The following is an 18,049-nucleotide window of genomic DNA, read 5'->3' on the forward strand; positions in this document are numbered from 1 at the left end:
GATGACGAATACGACGAAGGCTCAGCCGGGCGGCGGCGACGTCCGCCTCTCCGGCATCAGCAAGACCTACGGCTCCTTCACCGCCGTGCACCCGCTCGACCTGACCGTCCCGCAGGGCTCCTTCTTCGCCCTGCTCGGCGCCTCCGGCTGCGGCAAGACCACCACCCTGCGCATGATCGCCGGGCTGGAGGAGCCCAGCGGCGGCACCGTGCACCTCGGCGACCAGGACGTGACCGCCCTCCCGCCGTACAAGCGGCCGGTCAACACGGTCTTCCAGTCCTACGCCCTCTTCCCGCACCTCGACATCTTCGAGAACGTCGCCTTCGGCCTGCGCCGGCGCGGCATCAAGTCGGTGAAGAAGCAGGTCGAGGAGATGCTGGACCTGGTCCAGCTCGGCGAGCAGGCGCGCAAGAAGCCGCACCAGCTCTCCGGCGGCCAGCAGCAGCGCGTCGCGGTCGCCCGCGCGCTGATCAACCACCCCAAGGTGCTGCTCCTCGACGAACCGCTCGGCGCCCTCGACCTCAAGCTGCGCCGCCAGATGCAGCTGGAGCTGAAGCGCATCCAGACCGAGGTCGGCATCACCTTCGTGCACGTCACGCACGACCAGGAGGAGGCCATGACCATGGCCGACCAGGTCGCCGTGATGAACGGGGGCCGCGTTGAGCAACTGGGCGCCCCCGCCGACCTGTACGAGAACCCGCAGACCACCTTCGTCGCCAACTTCCTGGGCACCTCCAACCTGATCCAGGCCGAGGCCGACACCCGCAGCGGCGACGACATCGTGGTGCGCGCGGCCGGCGACAAGCTGCTCCTGCCCGGCTCCCGCTGTGCCGTGCCCGCGCAGGTGGGCGGCAAGGTGCTGGTCGGCGTACGCCCGGAGAAGGTCGGCCTCACCCACGCGGACGAGGCCGGCTCCATACCCGAGGGCCGCAACCGCATCACCGGCAAGATCAGCAACAGCAGTTTCATCGGCGTCTCCACCCAGTACGTCGTGGACTGCGCGGCCTGCCCCGACTTCGAGGTGTACGCCCAGAACATCGACCGCGACGCCCGCCTCGTGCCCGGCGCCGACGTCGTCCTGCACTGGAACCCGGCGCACACCTTCGGGCTGGACGCCGATCAGGCCATCGACGCCGGCGTCGCCGAGGGCGAGGCCGCCTGATGTCCACCCTCACCGAGGCGCCACCGCCGCTCACCCCGCCCGCGCCCGAGCCGGAGAAGCCCCCGCGCAAGAGGGGCCGCTGGACGCCGTACTGGCTGCTGCTGCCCGGCATCCTGTGGCTGGTCGTCTTCTTCGCGGCGCCGATGATCTACCAGGCCTCCACGTCCGTGCAGACGGGCTCGCTGGAGGAGGGCTACAAGGTCACCTGGCACTTCGTGACCTACTGGGACGCGCTGTCCGAGTACTGGCCGCAGTTCCTGCGCTCGGTCGCCTACGCCGCCTCCGCCACCGTGCTGTGCCTGCTGCTCGGCTACCCGCTCGCGTACCTGATCGCCTTCCGCGCGGGCCGCTGGCGGAACCTGATCATGATCCTGGTGATCGCGCCCTTCTTCACCAGCTTCCTGATCCGCACCCTGGCCTGGAAGACGATCCTCGCGGACGGCGGACCGGTCGTCGGCGCCCTGAACACGCTGCACGTCCTGGACGTCACCGGCTGGCTCGGCTGGACGTCGGGCGACCGCGTGCTGGCCACGCCGCTCGCGGTGGTCTGCGGTCTGACGTACAACTTCCTCCCCTTCATGATCCTGCCGCTGTACACGTCCCTGGAGCGCATCGACGGGCGGCTGCACGAGGCGGCGCGCGACCTGTACGCGAAGCCCTCCACGGTCTTCCGCAAGGTCACCTTCCCGCTGTCGATGCCCGGCGTCGTCTCCGGCACCCTGCTGACCTTCATCCCGGCGACCGGCGACTACGTCAACGCCTCCCTCCTGGGCTCGGCCGACACCGGAATGATCGGCAACGTCATCCAGTCGCAGTTCCTCAGGGTGCTGGACTATCCGACGGCGGCGGCACTCTCCTTCATCCTGATGGCCGCGATTCTCGCCATGGTCACCCTCTATATTCGGAAGTCCGGGACGGAGGATCTGGTTTAAATGGCCTTCGTCAACTGGTTCAAGCGCAATCTGGTCGTCATCGCCGGACTGCTGACGCTCGCATATCTCCTGCTGCCCAACGTCATTGTCACGGTGTTCTCGTTCAACAAACCGAACGGGCGCTTCAACTACGAATGGCAGCAGTTCTCCACGGACGCCTGGAAGGACCCGTGCGGTGTCGCCGGGCTGTGCGGTTCCCTGTCGCTCAGTCTCCAGATCGCCCTCTGGGCGACGCTCGGCGCCACGGCCCTGGGCACCGCGATCGCCTTCGCGCTGGTCCGCTACCGCTTCCGCGCGCGGGGTGCGATCAACTCGCTGATCTTCCTGCCGATGGCGATGCCCGAGGTCGTGATGGCCGCCTCGCTGCTCACCCTGTTCCTCAACATGGGCGCCCAGCTGGGCTTCTGGACGATCCTGATCGCCCACATCATGTTCTGCCTCAGCTTCGTGGTGACGGCCGTCAAAGCGCGCGTGATGTCGATGGACCCGAAGCTGGAGCAGGCGGCGCAGGACCTGTACGCCGGTCCCTTCCAGACCTTCGTCCGGGTCACGCTGCCCATCGCGGCCCCCGGCATCGCGGCCGGCGCGCTGCTCGCCTTCGCGCTCTCCTTCGACGATTTCATCATCACGAATTTCAACGCGGGCTCCACCGTCACCTTCCCCATGTTCGTCTGGGGCTCGGCGCAGCGCGGAACGCCCGTTCAGATCAATGTCGTCGGTACGGCCATGTTCGTCATCGCCGTACTGTTCGTCCTGGCCTCCATGGCCGTCGGCAACCGCCGAAATCGCCGCAAGGCGTAGCGCACTGAGTCATGCATTCGTAGGGAGTTGAAATCATGGCCCCGAGCGCCATGAGCCGCAGCAACGACTGGACGAAATCCCTTTCCGACGCCCAGCCGGTCCCGTACTGGCTGGACGACCCCGGCCGTCCCCGTCCGCAGCCCGCCCTCACCGGCGCCGAGACCTGCGACCTGCTGGTCGTCGGCGGCGGCTACAGCGGGCTGTGGACCGCGCTGATCGCCAAGGAGCGCGACCCGGGCCGGGACGTGGTGCTGCTGGAGGGCCGCGAGGTGGGCTGGGCCGCCTCCGGCCGCAACGGCGGGTTCTGCGCCGCCTCCCTCACCCACGGCCTGTCCAACGGCCTGAGCCGCTGGCCGGGCGAGATCCAACGGCTGGAGGAGCTGGGCGCGCGCAACCTCGACGCGATCGAGACGGCGGTCGCCCGCCACTCCCTGGACTGCGAGTTCGAGCGCACCGGCGAGATCGACGTGGCGACCGAGCCGTACCAGGCCGCCGAGCTGAAGGACTGGTACGAGGGGATCCGCGCGAAGGGGCTCGCGGACGGCGTCGAGTACCTGGACGGCGACGCGGTGCGGGAACAGGTCGACTCCCCGACCTTCCGGGCGGGCCTGTGGGACCGCAGGGGCGTGGCCATGCTCAACCCCGCCAAGCTCGCCTGGAACCTCAAGCGGGCCTGCCTCGACCTCGGGGTGCGCGTCTACGAGAACACCCCGGCGCTCACCCTGAGGCCGTACGGCGCCGGCATGGCCGCCCGCACCCCGTACGGCGGGGTCCGCGCCCGCACGGTCGCGCTCGGCACCAACATCTTCCCGAACCTGGTCAAGCGGGTGCGCCCGTACACCGTCCCGGTCTACGACTACGCCCTGATGACCGAGCCGCTCACCGACGGGCAGCTGGCCTCGATCGGCTGGCGGAACCGGCAGGGGCTCGGGGACAGCGCCAACCAGTTCCACTACTTCCGGCTCTCCGCCGACAACCGGATCCTGTGGGGCGGCTACGACGCGATCTACCCGTACGGCGGCCGGGTGCGCGCCGAGTACGACGACCGCCCGGAGACCTACGCCAAGCTCGCGGGGCACTTCTTCACCTGCTTCCCGCAGCTGGAGGGCGTCCGCTTCACGCATGCCTGGGGCGGCGCGATCGACACCTGCTCCCGCTTCTCGGCGTTCTTCGGCACCGCCCACCAGGGCAAGGTCGCCTACGCCGCCGGGTACACCGGCCTCGGCGTGGGCGCGACCCGGTTCGGTGCCGAGGTGATGCTCGACCTGCTGTCGGGGGAGCGCACCGAGCGCACCGAACTCGAGATGGTCCGCCGCAAGCCGCTGCCCTTCCCGCCCGAGCCCTTCGCCTGGACGGGCATCGCGCTCACCAAGTGGTCGCTGGCCCGCGCGGACGCCCAGGGCGGCCGGCGCAACCTCTGGCTGCGGACGATGGACAAGCTGGGACTGGGCTTCGACAGTTAGCCGAGTCCGTGTGAGCCGCTTCACCCGAACGAGGTGGGGCGACTCGCGTAATGCCCGTCGGTGGCCTCCCTCTCCCTCGTGACGCACCCCGCGTCCAACGAGCGAGAGGGAGGTCTTCACATGCCTGGTGCGAAGTCGGCGGTCGCGTGGCTGGCATCCGTCGCACCGGATCCCGAGTCCTGCCGGCGGGAGTGGGAGCGCGACCCCCTGGGTGTCGCGCTGCTGCCCGCGGGCCGGGCCTGGGACGTGCTCATCCTGCCGAGCAGGCTCGGCTATCCGACCCTCGACGTGCTCTCCCGCGTCCTGGACCGGCCGGGTCCGGTGCTCGTCGACTTCGGCGACGCGCGGACGGGCTTCTTCGTGCCGGCCGGCACGGCGACCCGCTGGGTGGGCACCGGGGTCCGGACGGCCGGGCTCGGCACCTGGATCGTGGTGCCGCACCCGGGAGGAGCGTCCGGCGGGGTCCGCTGGCTGATCCCGCCGGACGGCTCCGGCACCCTCACCGACCCCGCGCTGCTGGAACTGGCGATGCACGAGGCGGCGGCGGCACTCGCGGGGGAGGAGGGAGGGACATGAGCAGCGCGAGGGGTTGACAAGCGAATTGGTCTGGACCAAATTGAGCGCGCTCCACCCTCCCCATCTCCCCCATGTCCGGAGGCACTTGTGGAACGCTCCAGACCGCTCGCCCGTCGCCCCCTCGTCACCCTGCTCACCGCCGCGGCACTCGCCGCGTCCGGACTGACCGCGCTCACGTCGGCCGCCCGTGCGGCCGACGCGGACCTCGCGCGCAACGGCGGCTTCGAGTCCGCCCTGGACGGCTGGACCTGCACGGCGGGCGCGGTCGTCGGCGCGCCCGTGCGCAGCGGCACGGCGGCCCTCAAGGCCACCCCGGCCGGCGCCGACAACGCCCGCTGCGCGCAGACGGTGACCGTGAAACCCGACTCCCAGTACACGCTCTCCGGATACGTCCGCGGCACCTACGTCTACCTCGGCGCGAGCGGCACCGGCACCACCGACGTCTCCACCTGGGCCCAGTCCGCCCCCGACTGGCAGCGCCTGACGACCACCTTCCGCACCGGCCCGTCCACCACCCGCGTCACGGTCTACACCCACGGCTGGTACGGCACCGGCGCCTACCACGCCGACGACATCTCGCTCACCGGCCCGGGCGCCGAGGCGGGGCAGCCCCCGGCGGTCCCCGGCGGCCTGACGACCGGTTCCGTCACGTCGACCGGCGTCGCGCTGACCTGGTCGCCCGTACCCGGCGCGACGGGCTACGCCGTCTACCGCGACGGCACCCGCATCCGCACGGTCACCGGCACCTCCACCACCGTCACCGGCCTGACCCCCTCGACGGCGTACGCCTTCCAGGTCACCGCCGTCAACGACGCCGGTGAGTCGGCGCGTTCGGCGACGGTCACCGCCACCACCGCCGAGCACCCGGACGGCGGCGGGTCCGGCGACCTCCCGGCCCACGCCCTGGTCGGCTACCTCCACGCCAGTTTCGCCAACGGGTCCGGCTACACGCGGATGACCGACGTGCCCGACAGCTGGGACGTGATCGACCTGGCCTTCGGCGAACCCACCTCGGTCACCTCCGGCGACATCCGCTTCGACCGCTGCCCGGATGGGGGCCCCTCCCGCTCGAGCGAAGCCGAGAGTGGGGGAGAGTGCCCGAACGTGGAGAGCGACGCCGAGTTCAAGGCCGCGATCAAGGCCAAGCAGGCGGCGGGCAAGAAGGTTCTGATCTCCATCGGCGGCCAGAACGGCCAGGTGCAGCTCACCACCACCGCCGCCCGCGACAAGTTCGTCTCGTCCGTCTCCGCGATCATCGACACGTACGGCCTCGACGGCCTCGACATCGACTTCGAGGGGCACTCGCTGTCGCTGAACGCCGACGACACGGACTTCAAGAACCCGAAGACCCCCGTCATCGTCAACCTGATCTCGGCCCTGAAGACCCTCAAGGCCAAGTACGGCGACGACTTCGTGCTGACCATGGCCCCCGAGACCTTCTTCGTCCAGCTCGGCTACCAGTACTACGGCACGGGCAAGTGGGGCGGGCAGGACCCGCGGGCCGGCGCCTACCTCCCGGTCATCCACGCCCTGCGCGACGACCTGACCCTGCTGCACGTCCAGGACTACAACTCGGGCCCGATCATGGGCCTCGACAACCAGTACCACTCCATGGGCGGCGCCGACTTCCACATCGCGATGACCGACATGCTCCTCACCGGCTTCCCGGTCGCCGGCGACGCGGCCAACGTCTTCCCGCCGCTGCGCCCCGACCAGGTCGCGATCGGCATGCCGGCCTCCGTCAACGCCGGCAACGGCCATGTCTCCCCGGCCGAGGTCGACAAGGCCCTGAACTGCCTGACCAGGAAGACCGACTGCGGCTCCTACGCGACCCACGGCACCTGGCCGGACCTGCGCGGCCTGATGACGTGGTCGATCAACTGGGACCGGTTGGGGAACTGGGAGTTCATGAAGAACTTCGACGCCTACTTCGGCTGACCGCCCCCGGGGCGTGGCCGGGCCGTCCGCCCCGCCCCGGCCACCCGCCACACCCCGGCCAGCAGCACCGCCCCCAGGCACCAGCTGGCCACCACGTCCAGCGGCCAGTGGTAGCCCCGGCGCACCAGCCCGTAGGAGGCGCCCAGGACGAGGAGCGCGCAGAGCACGACCAGCACCCGGCGTACGGCCGGCGAACGCACCGCGCCGAACAGCAGCAGCGTCGCCGCGCCGTACGCGACGAGCGCCGTGGCGGTGTGGCCGGAGGGGTAGTAGCCGACGGCAGGCGGCACCGCCGGGGTGCCGGCGCGGTCGGTCCACGCCTTCAGCGGGGCCACCAGCGCCGGCACCAGCGCCATCACCAGGGCGCCCGCCAGCGGCGGCAGCCACCAGCGGTCCGCACCCCGCGCCCGCCCGTGCCACGCGACGTACGCCAGCGCGACGGCGAGAACGGGCACGGCTACCTGCACGTTGCCGAGATCGGCCAGCAGCTCGGAGAGGCGGTCCGGACGGACGAGCGCCCGGCTCAGCCGCTCGTCCACGCCGACCAGCGGGCCGTCGGCGACGACCTGCCAGGTGATCAGCGCGAAGAGGAGGACGGGGAGCCCGAGCAGCAGCATGGCGCACAGCTTGGCAAACACACCGAAGGGCCGGCACAAGGGGGGGAGTGTGCCGGCCCTTCGGTGAACCGCCGTCCCGGGTGCCGAGGCGGCCGTCCTGACCGGAACGCCGCGCGCCCCGGGGGGTTTGGGGCGGGCGACCGTCCGATCGGTGAGGAGACCCGGAACCCACGGGTTCCGGCGGTGTGCGCGAGGCACGACCAGGTCGAAGCTGGGGAAGCCGCGGCCTGAGATCCGCCCACAGTCCCCTGTGGGCGGGGTGTATCTCTCATCTGCGTAGAACCTACGGCAGGGGGTGCGCTCAGGACAGGGGCATCGGCGTCCTGCCATCCACCCCGCACACCTTCTTCACACGCTCTGCCGCTCCCCACGCCAGGCGTGCGAAACGCAGCTCAGATGCGCGTTCGGGCGCTCGCGCACCTGCCCGTCCTACAGGCCCGCGAAGCCCTGCTCGATGATGTCGAGGCCCTCGTTCAGCAGGTCGTCGCCGATCACCAGCGGCGGCAGGAAACGCAGCACGTTGCCGTAGGTGCCACAGGTCAGGACCAGCAGGCCCTCGGCGTGGCAGGCCTTGGCGAGCGCGGCGGTCGCCTCCGGGTTCGGCTCCTTGGTGGCGCGGTCCTTGACCAGCTCGACGGCGATCATCGCGCCGCGGCCCCGGACGTCGCCGATGATGTCGAACTTCTCCGCCATGGCGGTGAGGCGGGACTTCATGACCCCCTCGATGTGCTTCGCCCTGGCGTTGAGGTCCAGCTCCTTCATCGTCTCGATGGCGCCGAGCGCGCCGGCGCAGGCCACCGGGTTGCCGCCGTAGGTGCCGCCGAGGCCGCCGGAGTGCGCGGCGTCCATGATCTCGGCGCGGCCGGTGACCGCGGCCAGCGGCAGACCGCCCGCGATGCCCTTCGCGGTCGTGATCAGGTCCGGGACGATGCCCTCGTCCTCGCAGGCGAACCACTGGCCGGTGCGGCAGAAGCCGGACTGGATCTCGTCGGCGACGAAGACGATGCCGTTGTCCTTGGCGAACTGGCTGACGGCGGGCAGGAAGCCCTTGGCCGGCTCGATGAAGCCGCCCTCGCCGAGCACCGGCTCGATGATGATCGCGGCCACGTTCTCCGCGCCCACCTGCTTGCTGATCTGGTCGATCGCCTGGGCGGCGGCCTCCGGGCCGGCGTTCTCCGGACCGGTCGGCCAGCGGTAGCCGTAGGCGACCGGGACGCGGTAGACCTCGGGCGCGAAGGGACCGAAGCCGTGCTTGTACGGCATGTTCTTCGCGGTCAGCGCCATCGTCAGGTTGGTCCGGCCGTGGTAGCCGTGGTCGAAGACGACGACCGCCTGCCGCTTGGTGTACGCACGGGCGATCTTGACGGCGTTCTCGACGGCCTCGGCGCCGCTGTTGAACAGCGCCGACTTCTTGGCGTGGTCGCCCGGCGTCAGCTCGGCCAGCGCCTCGGCGACGGCCACGTAGCCCTCGTAGGGCGTCACCATGAAACAGGTGTGGGTGAAGTCGGCGAGCTGCGCGGACGCCTTGCGTACCACGGCCTCGGCGGAGGCGCCGACCGAGGTCACGGCGATGCCGGAACCGAAGTCGATCAGGCGGTTGCCGTCGACGTCCTCGATGATGCCGCCGCCGGCGCGCGCGGTGAAGACGGGCAGGACGGAGCCCACACCCTGCGCGACCACGGCCGTGCGCCGGGCCTGCAGCTCCTGCGACTTCGGGCCGGGGATGGCGGTGACGACGCGGCGCTCCTGCGGAAGTGCGGTCATGAGGGCTCCTGGGGCTTGCGGGATCTTGCGGACTCTTGCCTTCTTTTCTCGCAGGCTAGGACCGGTGGGGTGGGGTGGGCATGCTCCATGTGGGCGTTGTCCGTGGTGTCGGTTGTCCGTCCTGGACAGGTGTCGGACACCTGACGGGTACGGCGACATCGGGACACGTCGGGGCGGGCCCGGCCGCGTAAGCGGTGAACTCCCCCTGGGAGGGCGTTAGATTGGCTCGCTGATGGTGGACGGAGCGGCTGGTCAGGGGGCAAGGGCGATGGACAGCGACGGGAACCGGGACGCGCGGGGTACGCATGCGAATCCTGTGCCGCGTCCGGCGGGGCCTCCCGAGGTGCCCGGGGCGCCGCCGCGGCCCTCCCGGGCGCCCGGGACGCCGGGCGTGCCGCCCTTGCCCGACGGGTCCGCGTTCCTGTCCTGGCTGCGCACCCCGCGGCCGGAGGCGCTGCCCGGCGTGTGGCGGTTCGGACACCGGCCGCGACCGGCGGAGGAGCCCGAGCGGGTGCCGGGACGGCAGCTGGTGAGCGGGGCGGTGATCGCCTTCCTGGTGGGCTGGCTGATCTGGTCCCTGCTGTGGAACGGCTACCTGGGCGGCTGGTGGCTGCTGCCCCTGTACGCGATGATCCCGGACTCCTGGGCCGAGCCGCACAGCTTCGGCTCGGTCGTGGCCGTCTACGCCTACTACGCCCTGATCGCCGGCATCATCATGGTCGGCGTCGGCCGACTCGGTCGCTGGGACGAGATCTGGCGGCGCTACGGCCCGCCCGCCTGGCGCCCCGCCACCCCCGCCGCCGGACCCCCGCCCGCCCCCGAGGAGGACCCCGCCGCCTGGCCCGCGCTCCGCGCCGCCGGTGCCGTCGAGGCCGCCGAGCGGCTCGCCACCGAAGCGCGCCAGGGGCTGATGCGGGACGTCGACCACGCCCGCATCGCACGGGCCTGGCAGGGCGTGCAGCGCGGCCGGCACAGCCTGGCCACCTTCACCGGAGCCGTGCTCGGCGCGGGCGCCGGCGCCTGCCCGCACCCCTCGGGCGACCGCGACCTGCCCGCCCGGCGGGCCCGGCACGACCTGCTCACCGGACAGGTGCGGATCGGCACCGCCGCCGACGACGCCCGCAACCCCTACGCCTACCGCGGCGCCGGCCTCGCCCTCGGCCCCGACCTGCTCGGCACCTCCCTGCTGGCCGTCGGCCCGGCGGGCTCCGGCAAGACCGACAGCGTGGTCCGGCCGCTCACCGAGTCGCTGTGCCTGCACGCGCTCGCCGGGCGGGCCGCGGTCGTCGTGGTCGGCGCCGCGGGCGCGGACCTCGGCCCCGCCGACGCCTACGACGTCGTCGTACGGATCGGCCACCCGGACTCGGTGTACGACCTCGACCTGTACGGCGGCACCACCGACCCGGACGAAGCCGCGGTCGTGCTCGCCGAAGCCCTGGTCGGCGACCTCGCCGACCCGCATCCGGGCAGCGACACCCGCCGCTCCACCACCGTCCTCGCCCAGCTGCTCGGCCCCTTCCGCGCGGTGCACGGCCGCTTCCCCGGCGTACCGGAGCTGCGGCAACTGCTCGACGGGACACCCGGACCGCTGGCCGAACTGCGGCAGGGCCTGCGGGCGGCCGGGCAGGAGTCCCTGCTGCGCGAGCTGGACGCCCGCGAGCGGCAGATGGGCCACCCCGGGGACGTCGGCGGTGTGCTGGCCGACCGCGTGGCGCTCCTCGACCGGCCGGCCTTCGCACCCTTCTTCGACACCTCGGGGCAGTCCCGGCCCTTCTCCCTCAAGTCCCTCGACCACCCGGTGCGGGTCCGCATCGACCTGCCGCAACGCGGTCACGCCGACGCCTCCCGGATGCTGGCCCGGCTGGTCCTCGCCCAGTTCACGGCGAGCGTCTCGGTACGGGAGGACCGGTCGCTCTTCGCCTGCCTGGTGCTGGACGACGCGAGCGGGGTGGTGACGCCGGAGGCGGTACGGGGCGTGCAGCGGCTGCGCTCGGCGGGCGCCGGGGCCGTGCTGACGCTGCGCACCCTGGACGACGTACCGCGACCGCTGCGCGGGCCGTTGCTCGGGGCCATCGGCTGCCGCATGGCACTGTCCGGGCTCACCCCCTGGGACGGGCAGGACTTCGCCGAGGTGTGGGGCAAGGAGTGGACCGAGGCCCGCGACGTCACCGACCGGCAGATCATCGCCGAGACCCCGGCGGGCAAGGCCGCGCACATGGTGCGCCGGGTGATCACCGGGAAGGCGCCCACCGCGCGGGCGGTCACCGTCCGGCAGGTCGAGCGTGAGCGCTGGTCGGCGTCCGAGCTGGCGCACGCCGTGCCGGCCGGGCACGCGGTGCTGTCGCTGACCACCGTCAAGGGCGAGCACGCGCCGCCGCTGCTGGTGGATCTGCGCGGGTGACCGTCCGGGCCGGGCGCCCGGGACCGTACAGTGAGGCAGAATCGACACAGGTCGTTCATACGCGACGGCCAAAAGATCACAGCCATCTCACACCACTGACACGGATCCGAAGGCCCAGGACCCCATGCGCCCCACGCTCGCCTCGCTCGTCCACCACTCGGCGCTCAAACTGACCGTGCGCGCGGGCGAGGACCGTCTGGACACCCCGGTGCGCTGGGCCCACGTCAGCGAACTCGCCGACCCCGTGCCCTACATGGAGGGCGGGGAGCTGCTGCTGATCACCGCCCTCAAGCTGGACGCCGAGGACCCCGCGGCGATGCACCGGTACGTGAAGCGGCTGGCGGACGCCGGAGTGGTCGGCCTCGGGTTCGCCGTCGGCGTCAACTACGACGAGATCCCCGGGGCACTGGTCGACGCGGCCCGGCAGGAGGGCCTGCCGCTCCTGGAGGTGCCCCGCCGCACGCCCTTCCTCGCCATCAGCAAGGCCGTGTCCGCCGCGATCGCCGCCGACCAGTACCGGGCGGTCACCGCGGGCTTCGCCGCCCAGCGGGAGCTGACCAGGCGGGCGCTGACCGACGGCCCGGAGGGGCTGCTGGCCGCGCTCGCCTCCCAGGTCGACGGGTGGGCGGCGCTGTACGACGCCTCGGGCGCGGTCGTCGCCACGGCTCCGGAGTGGGCCGGGCGCAGGGCCGGCCGGCTCACCGCCGACGTACGGCGGCTGCGCGAGCGGCCCGCGCCCGCCTCCGCCGTGGTCGGCGGGGCCGAGGAACCCGAGCACCCGGAGAACGCCGACCGGGTCGAACTGCACTCCCTCGGCACCTCGCGCAGGCCCCGCTCCGCCCTCGCCGTCGGCACCGCCGCGGCCCTCGGCACCGCCGAGCGGTACGCCGTCCACTCGGCCGTCGCCCTGCTGACGCTCACCACGGAACGCTCGCGCTCCCTGTACGAGGCCGGACTGCGCATAGACGAGGCCGTGCTGCGCATGCTGCTGGCCGGCGAACCGGACCACGCGCGGACGGTCGCCGGGGACCTGTACGGCGGCCTGCTGGACGCGCCCTTCCGGATCATCGTCGCCGAGTCGGTGCCGGCATCCGCCGCGCGGGCGCACGGGCGCGGGTCCGCCGCGGGCACCGGCGGCGACCGGCTGGGCGCGCTCGCCGAGGTCGTGGAGTCAGCGGCGGCCCGTGCCGGGGAGGCGGTGCTGGCCGTCCCCGAGGGTGAGCGGCTGGTGGTGCTCGCCACGGACGGGGGCGCGGCCGTCGCCGCCTGCGTCGAGTACGCGTCCGCGCTGGAGACCGGCCGCCCGGCGCCCGACCCGGCGGGCGCCGACGAGGACGGCCTGACCGTCGGCCTGTCGGCGCCGTCCGGGCCCATCGCCGCGTCCGCCGCCTACAAGCAGGCCGAGCAGGCGTTGTCGGTGGCCCGGCGGCGTGGACGCGTCTGCGTGGAGCACGAACACCTGGCGGCCGGATCGGTGCTGCCGCTGCTCGCGGACGACGCGGTGCGCGCCTTCGCCGACGGCCTGCTCCGGGCGCTGCGCGACCACGACGCGACCGGCCGGGGCGACCTGGTGGCGTCCCTGCGCGCGTGGCTCTCCCGCCACGGCCAGTGGGACGCGGCCGCGGCCGACCTCGGCGTCCACCGCCACACGCTGCGCTACCGGATGCGGCGCGTGGAGGAGATCCTCGGCCGGTCCCTGGACGACCCGGACGTACGGATGGAGCTGTGGCTGGCCCTGAAGGCGACCTCGCCCGACTAGCCCGTCCGGCGCCGGAGGCCCGGCGCAAGCCGCCTCACCTGGCCACCGCGTCGAACAACCCACCCCCACCACTACACCCCGGACAAACGCTCCCCGCCGGACCCCGCCCTACCGTGGACCCGCAGCCCCCGTACATCCCGTACACACCCCCAACGCGGAAGGGCCCGGACGCCACATGACTTCCACCCACGCCTTCTGGCTCGCCGGCCGCCAGGCCACCGGCGAGGCCGCCTTCGACGTCACGTCCCCCTGGGACGGCAGCCGGGTCGGCGCGGTGAGCCTGCCGACCGATGCCCAGGTCGAGGAGGCCGTGGCCGCCGCGTACGCCGTACGGGACGAGTTCGCCGCCACCCCCGCCCACGTCCGCGCCGCCGCGCTGGACCACGTCAGCCGACGGCTGGCCGAGCGCACCGAGGAGATCGCCCGCCTGATCTCCGCCGAGAACGGCAAGCCGGTCAAGTGGGCCCGCGGCGAGGTCGGCCGCGCGGTCTCCGTCTTCCGCTTCGCGGCCGAGGAGGCCCGCCGCTTCAACGGCGGCGAGGCCCAGCGCCTGGACACCGACGCGGGCGGTCAGGGGCGGCTCGCGCTGACCCGCCGCTTCCCGAAGGGTGTCGTCCTGGGCATCGCGCCGTTCAACTTCCCGCTGAACCTGTGCGCCCACAAGATCGCCCCCGCGATCGCCGCGGGCGCGCCGATCATCCTGAAGCCGGCCCCGGCCACCCCTCTCTCCGGCCTGATCCTCGGTGAGCTGCTGGCCGAGACCGAGCTGCCGGCCGGTTCCTGGAGCATCCTCCCGGTGCCCAACGACAAGATGCCCGCCCTCGTCCAGGACGAGCGGCTGCCGGTCATCTCCTTCACCGGCTCCGAGACCGTCGGTTACGCGATCATGGACTCGGTGCCGCGCAAGCACTGCACCCTGGAGCTGGGCGGCAACGGCGCGGCCGTGGTCCTCGGCGACTGGGCGAGCGACGCCGACCTGGACCGGGCCGCGCAGCGCATCGCGACCTTCTCCAACTACCAGGGCGGCCAGTCCTGCATCTCGGTGCAGCGCGTGATCGCCGACGCCGCCGTCTACGACCGCCTGCTGCCGCGCGTCGTCGCCGCCGTCGAGGCCCAGGTGACCGGCGACCCGAACGACGACGCGACGGACGTCGGCCCGCTGGTCAGCGAGGCCGCCGCCGAGCGCGTCGAGGCGTGGGTGCGGGAGGCCGTCGACGCGGGCGCCACGCTGCACACCGGCGGCAAGCGGGACGGCGCCACGTACGCGCCGACCGTGCTCACCGGCCTGCCGGCCGACGTCACCCTCGCCCGCGAGGAGGTCTTCGGCCCGGTGCTCAGCGTGCAGAAGGTCGACGGCGAGGCCGAGGCGTTCGCCGCGGTCAACGACTCCAAGTACGGCCTCCAGGCGGGCGTGTTCACCCACGACCTGCAGACCGCCTTCCGTGCCCACCGCGCCCTGGAGGTCGGCGGCGTCGTCATCGGCGACGTCCCCTCCTACCGGGCCGACCAGATGCCGTACGGCGGCGCCAAGCAGTCCGGCGTGGGCCGCGAGGGCGTCCGGTTCGCGATGGACGACTACACCTACGAGCGCGTGCTGGTCCTGACGGACCTCGCTCTCTGAGGCACCCCGGGAAGACCGGCGGCCCGAACCCACTGTGCGGGGGTTCGGGCCGCCGGTGCGTGTGGGCCCCGTCCTATCCGGCGTCGAGCTGGTGGTCGGCCCACACGTAGGTCTCGGGCAGCAACTCGGCGACGGGGACGGCCCGCAGACGGTCGCCGCCGCCGACGATCACCCGGAGCGCGGGGAAGTAGTCGAGCAGCACCTGGCGGCACCGCCCGCAGGGCGGGACGACGCCCCGCTCCCGGTCGCCCACGGCGACGATCGTGTCCAGCTCGTGGGCGCCCTGGGCGGCGGCCGCGCCGATGACGACCAGCTCGGCGCAGGGGCCGCCGGTGAAGTGGAAGGCGTTGACCGCCGTGACGATCCTGCCGTCCCGGGCGCGGGCGGCGGCCGCCATGGTGTGGTGGTCGCCGCGGCACCGGGTGCGGGCGACGTCGGCCGCGGCCTCGACGAGCTCGTGGTCGACGGGGTGGGTCTGCGTGGTCATCCTTCTCGCCTTCCTCGGTGTCCGCCGACGGTGCCCCGGACCCCGCGCCCGCGCAAGCGGATTCGGCGATGCGCGGCCACCGGGTCGGCGTCATCGCGGCAACGGCCCCGGCCGGGCGGCGGCTTCGACGCCGAGCAGGTCGAGCAGCGTCGTGTGGGCGTGGTCCCAGGTCCATTCGGCCCGCACCCACGCGCGGCCCCCGCCGCCCATCGCGCGGGCCTCGGCGGGGTTGCGCAACAGCCTGATCAGCCGGTCCGCCGTCGCGGCCACCGAACGCCCGTCGACGACATGCCCCGTCCGGCCGTCGCGCACGGCGTCCGGTGCGCCGCCCGAGTCGCCCGCCACGACCGGGAGTCCGGACGCGGCGGCCTCCAGGTACACGATGCCCAGGCCCTCCACCTCCAGGCCGGCCCGGCGGGTCCGGCACGGCATCGCGAACACGTCGGCGGCGGCGTAGAACGGCGGAAGCGCCTGGTGGGGCTGCCCGCCGGCCAGGACGACGGCGTCCATCACGCCCTCGCGCAGGGCCAGCCGGCTCAGCTCCGGCGCGTACGGGCCGTCGCCCACCAGCAGCAGTACGGCGTCCGGGATCGCCCTGCGGACCCAGGGCAGTGCCCTGATCAGCGTGTCCTGCCCCTTGCGCGGGACCATCCTGGCCGTGCACAGGATCACCGGACGGTGCCCCAGGCCGTACCGGGTCCTGACCGGCCCGCCGTCCACCGCGGGGTGGAAGGCGTCGGTGTCCACGCCGGGGGCCAGGCGCGCGGTGCGGGTCCCGGGCGCGAGGGCCGCCTCGACGGGCCCGCGGGTGCTCTCGCCCAGCCAGGTCACCGTGTCCACACGCGTGCCGATGCGGCGCAGCAGGCCCCGGGTGCCGCGAGTGCGGGCCCACCACACCTCGTGGCCGTGGGTGGTGGCGACGGCGGTGCGGATCCCCGCCGTACGCCTGAGCCGGTCCGCCATCAGCCCGAGAGGCGCCGCCGCGCCGAACCACACCCGGTCACAGCCGTGGCGCCGGGCCACGGACGCGGCGTGCGCGGTGGCGCGGGGCGTCGGCAGCAGGGTGCGGGCCGGGTGCCGGATCACCGGGTACGGGAAGGGGCCGCCGTCCCGCGCCGGGTCCGCCGCCGAGGTGAGGACGACCACCTCGTCTGGCGGGAAGCGGTCGGCCAGTTCCCGGACGAAGGTCTCGATGCCGCCCTGCCGGGGCGGGAAGTCGTTGGTGACGATCAGCGTGCGGGGGCGGGTTCCGCCGCGGGCGTCGGGTGTCATGCGGGGGCCTTCTCTCCGGTGGGGGCGGGCTTCCGGACGGCGACGACGGGGATCACGCGCGGCGGTGTGCGCAGCGCCAGCGCCCCGAGGACCAGCGGATAGACCAGGTAGCCGAAGCGCGTCGCCGGCATCAGGGCCGTCGCCAGGCCCAGCCCGAGCGCGAGCCGCGCGGCCGCCGCCCGCACCGTCCCGGGCGGACGCAGCGCGAGCGAGAGACCGATCAGCAGCGCCCCCGCCGCGAGGAGCGCGAGGGCGATCACCGTGCCGCCGGGGACGTACGCCGAGAGCAGGTGTCCGGGCAGCGGGCTCTCGGCGGGGGAGGCGACGGCGGTGAGGCCGAGCGGGAAGGCGACGACGTTGCGGTGGAAGCCGGCGGGATCGGCGAGCGCGAAGGGCAGCACCGCCGCCGTCGCGGTGGCCAGCCCCACGGCAGCGCACCGCAGCGCGGACCGCCCGCCCCGGCTCGCGGCGACGAGCGCGAACGCCACCGGCAGGGCGGGCCAGGCCGTCCACTTGAGCGCGGCGGCGGCCCCGAGCGCCAGACCGGCCCGGCCCGTCCGCCCCCGCCCGGCCAGCGCGACACCGAGGCACATCAGCCCGGCCAGCGGCAGGTCGACACCGCCCACCACGCAGGGCAGCGCCACCAACGGGCAGGCCAGCAGCCGGGCGCGGCCCAGTCCGACGGCGGCGAGGCAGGCGACGAACGCGCCGCCCAGCCACCAGCGGGCGTCCCCGGGCAGCACACCGAAGAGCGCCATCCCCGGCAGATAGGGGTTGAAGTCGCCGACGGCCACGGGGGCGGAGACGTACGGGCTGCCGGTCGTCAGCAGCAGCCGCCCCGACCGTTCGACGACGGCGACCTCCGACTGCGCGAGCCCCGCCGCCACCAGACCGGCGAGCGGCACCAGGACGGCCCCCAGCACGGCCACGGCACGGGCGGCGCGGCGCGGCCGGGGACCGGACGACAGCAGCGCCGCGAGCGCGTACCCGGCCCCGGCCGTCCACCCCCACACCCGGTGCGTTCCCACGTCCGAGGCGAGCGCGAAGCCCGGCGCGACCACCGCGCATCCGGCCCAGACCCCGCGCTCCAGTCGCGCCGGCGAGAACGCCGCCGCCCGCTGTCCAAGACTCTTCCCCATGTCCGTCGACGCTACGAACGCGCAGCTCGCACGGCGTCAACCGAGGCTCCGCACCCGGGACTCAACCCGTGGTACGACATCCGCCGCCGGACTCCACCCGAGCGGTGACGCGCGGTC

General features: G+C 73.4%; 14 protein-coding genes. 9 read left to right on the plus strand and 5 right to left on the minus strand.

What is annotated here, in order from left to right:
• Position 1: 1 nt before the first annotated feature.
• The 6 genes from OIE75_RS26965 to OIE75_RS26990 all read left to right on the plus strand — a co-directional run bounded on the left by OIE75_RS26965 (position 2) and on the right by OIE75_RS26990 (position 6,872).
• The gene (locus OIE75_RS26965; RefSeq protein WP_329472343.1) at positions 2-1,162 is read left to right on the plus strand and encodes an ABC transporter ATP-binding protein; all 1,161 of its coding nucleotides are present in this window, start codon (positions 2-4) and stop codon (positions 1,160-1,162) included.
• Positions 1,162-2,094, plus strand: coding sequence for an ABC transporter permease (locus tag OIE75_RS26970; protein WP_307015371.1), 933 nt, complete (start codon positions 1,162-1,164; stop codon positions 2,092-2,094). Before OIE75_RS26965 ends, OIE75_RS26970 begins: the two co-directional genes overlap by 1 nt.
• Positions 2,095-2,895 (plus strand): ABC transporter permease, encoded by an 801-nt coding sequence (locus OIE75_RS26975; protein WP_234960135.1) that lies wholly within the window; start codon positions 2,095-2,097, stop codon positions 2,893-2,895.
• Between the two features lie 35 nt (positions 2,896-2,930).
• Entirely contained in the window at positions 2,931-4,358 is a 1,428-nt protein-coding gene (locus OIE75_RS26980; RefSeq protein WP_329472344.1) for an NAD(P)/FAD-dependent oxidoreductase, read from the plus strand.
• A 120-nt stretch (positions 4,359-4,478) separates the two neighbouring features.
• Positions 4,479-4,934, plus strand: a complete 456-nt coding sequence (locus OIE75_RS26985) for a hypothetical protein (RefSeq protein WP_329472345.1) — start codon at positions 4,479-4,481, stop codon at positions 4,932-4,934.
• An 87-nt stretch (positions 4,935-5,021) separates the two neighbouring features.
• Entirely contained in the window at positions 5,022-6,872 is a 1,851-nt protein-coding gene (locus OIE75_RS26990) for a chitinase (protein WP_307015374.1), read from the plus strand.
• Here the strand turns inward: OIE75_RS26990 and OIE75_RS26995 are convergent.
• Together OIE75_RS26995 and gabT are read right to left on the minus strand one after the other, a co-directional pair.
• Complete coding sequence (locus OIE75_RS26995; protein ID WP_443078453.1) at positions 6,860-7,489, minus strand: phosphatase PAP2 family protein; 630 nt, start codon at positions 7,487-7,489, stop codon at positions 6,860-6,862. The genes OIE75_RS26990 and OIE75_RS26995 overlap by 13 nt on opposite strands.
• A gap of 429 nt (positions 7,490-7,918) precedes the next feature.
• Complete coding sequence (gabT, locus tag OIE75_RS27000) at positions 7,919-9,253, minus strand: 4-aminobutyrate--2-oxoglutarate transaminase (protein WP_307015375.1); 1,335 nt, start codon at positions 9,251-9,253, stop codon at positions 7,919-7,921.
• Positions 9,254-9,521: 268 nt separating this feature from the next.
• Here gabT and OIE75_RS27005 point away from each other — a divergent pair, with 268 nt between their 5' ends.
• The 3 genes from OIE75_RS27005 to OIE75_RS27015 all read left to right on the plus strand — a co-directional run bounded on the left by OIE75_RS27005 (position 9,522) and on the right by OIE75_RS27015 (position 15,034).
• On the plus strand, positions 9,522-11,654 hold the full coding sequence (locus OIE75_RS27005) for an ATP-binding protein (protein ID WP_329472346.1): 2,133 nt from the start codon (positions 9,522-9,524) through the stop codon (positions 11,652-11,654).
• 124 nt (positions 11,655-11,778) lie between these two features.
• On the plus strand, positions 11,779-13,413 hold the full coding sequence (locus OIE75_RS27010) for a PucR family transcriptional regulator (RefSeq protein WP_307015377.1): 1,635 nt from the start codon (positions 11,779-11,781) through the stop codon (positions 13,411-13,413).
• A gap of 175 nt (positions 13,414-13,588) precedes the next feature.
• Positions 13,589-15,034 (plus strand): aldehyde dehydrogenase family protein, encoded by a 1,446-nt coding sequence (locus OIE75_RS27015; protein WP_329472347.1) that lies wholly within the window; start codon positions 13,589-13,591, stop codon positions 15,032-15,034.
• 73 nt (positions 15,035-15,107) lie between these two features.
• Here OIE75_RS27015 and OIE75_RS27020 read toward each other — a convergent pair whose 3' ends face one another.
• From OIE75_RS27020 to OIE75_RS27030, 3 genes are all read right to left on the minus strand, one after another.
• Positions 15,108-15,521: a cytidine deaminase gene (locus OIE75_RS27020; protein ID WP_329472348.1), complete on the minus strand. Its 414-nt coding sequence runs from the start codon at positions 15,519-15,521 to the stop codon at positions 15,108-15,110.
• Positions 15,522-15,611: 90 nt separating this feature from the next.
• Positions 15,612-16,793 (minus strand): glycosyltransferase family 4 protein, encoded by a 1,182-nt coding sequence (locus OIE75_RS27025; protein WP_329472349.1) that lies wholly within the window; start codon positions 16,791-16,793, stop codon positions 15,612-15,614.
• Entirely contained in the window at positions 16,790-17,932 is a 1,143-nt protein-coding gene (locus OIE75_RS27030; RefSeq protein WP_329472350.1) for a glycosyltransferase 87 family protein, read from the minus strand. Before OIE75_RS27030 ends, OIE75_RS27025 begins: the two co-directional genes overlap by 4 nt.
• Positions 17,933-18,049 lie beyond the last annotated feature (117 nt).

This window comes from Streptomyces sp. NBC_01723 (assembly GCF_036246005.1).
Lineage (GTDB): Bacteria > Actinomycetota > Actinomycetes > Streptomycetales > Streptomycetaceae > Streptomyces.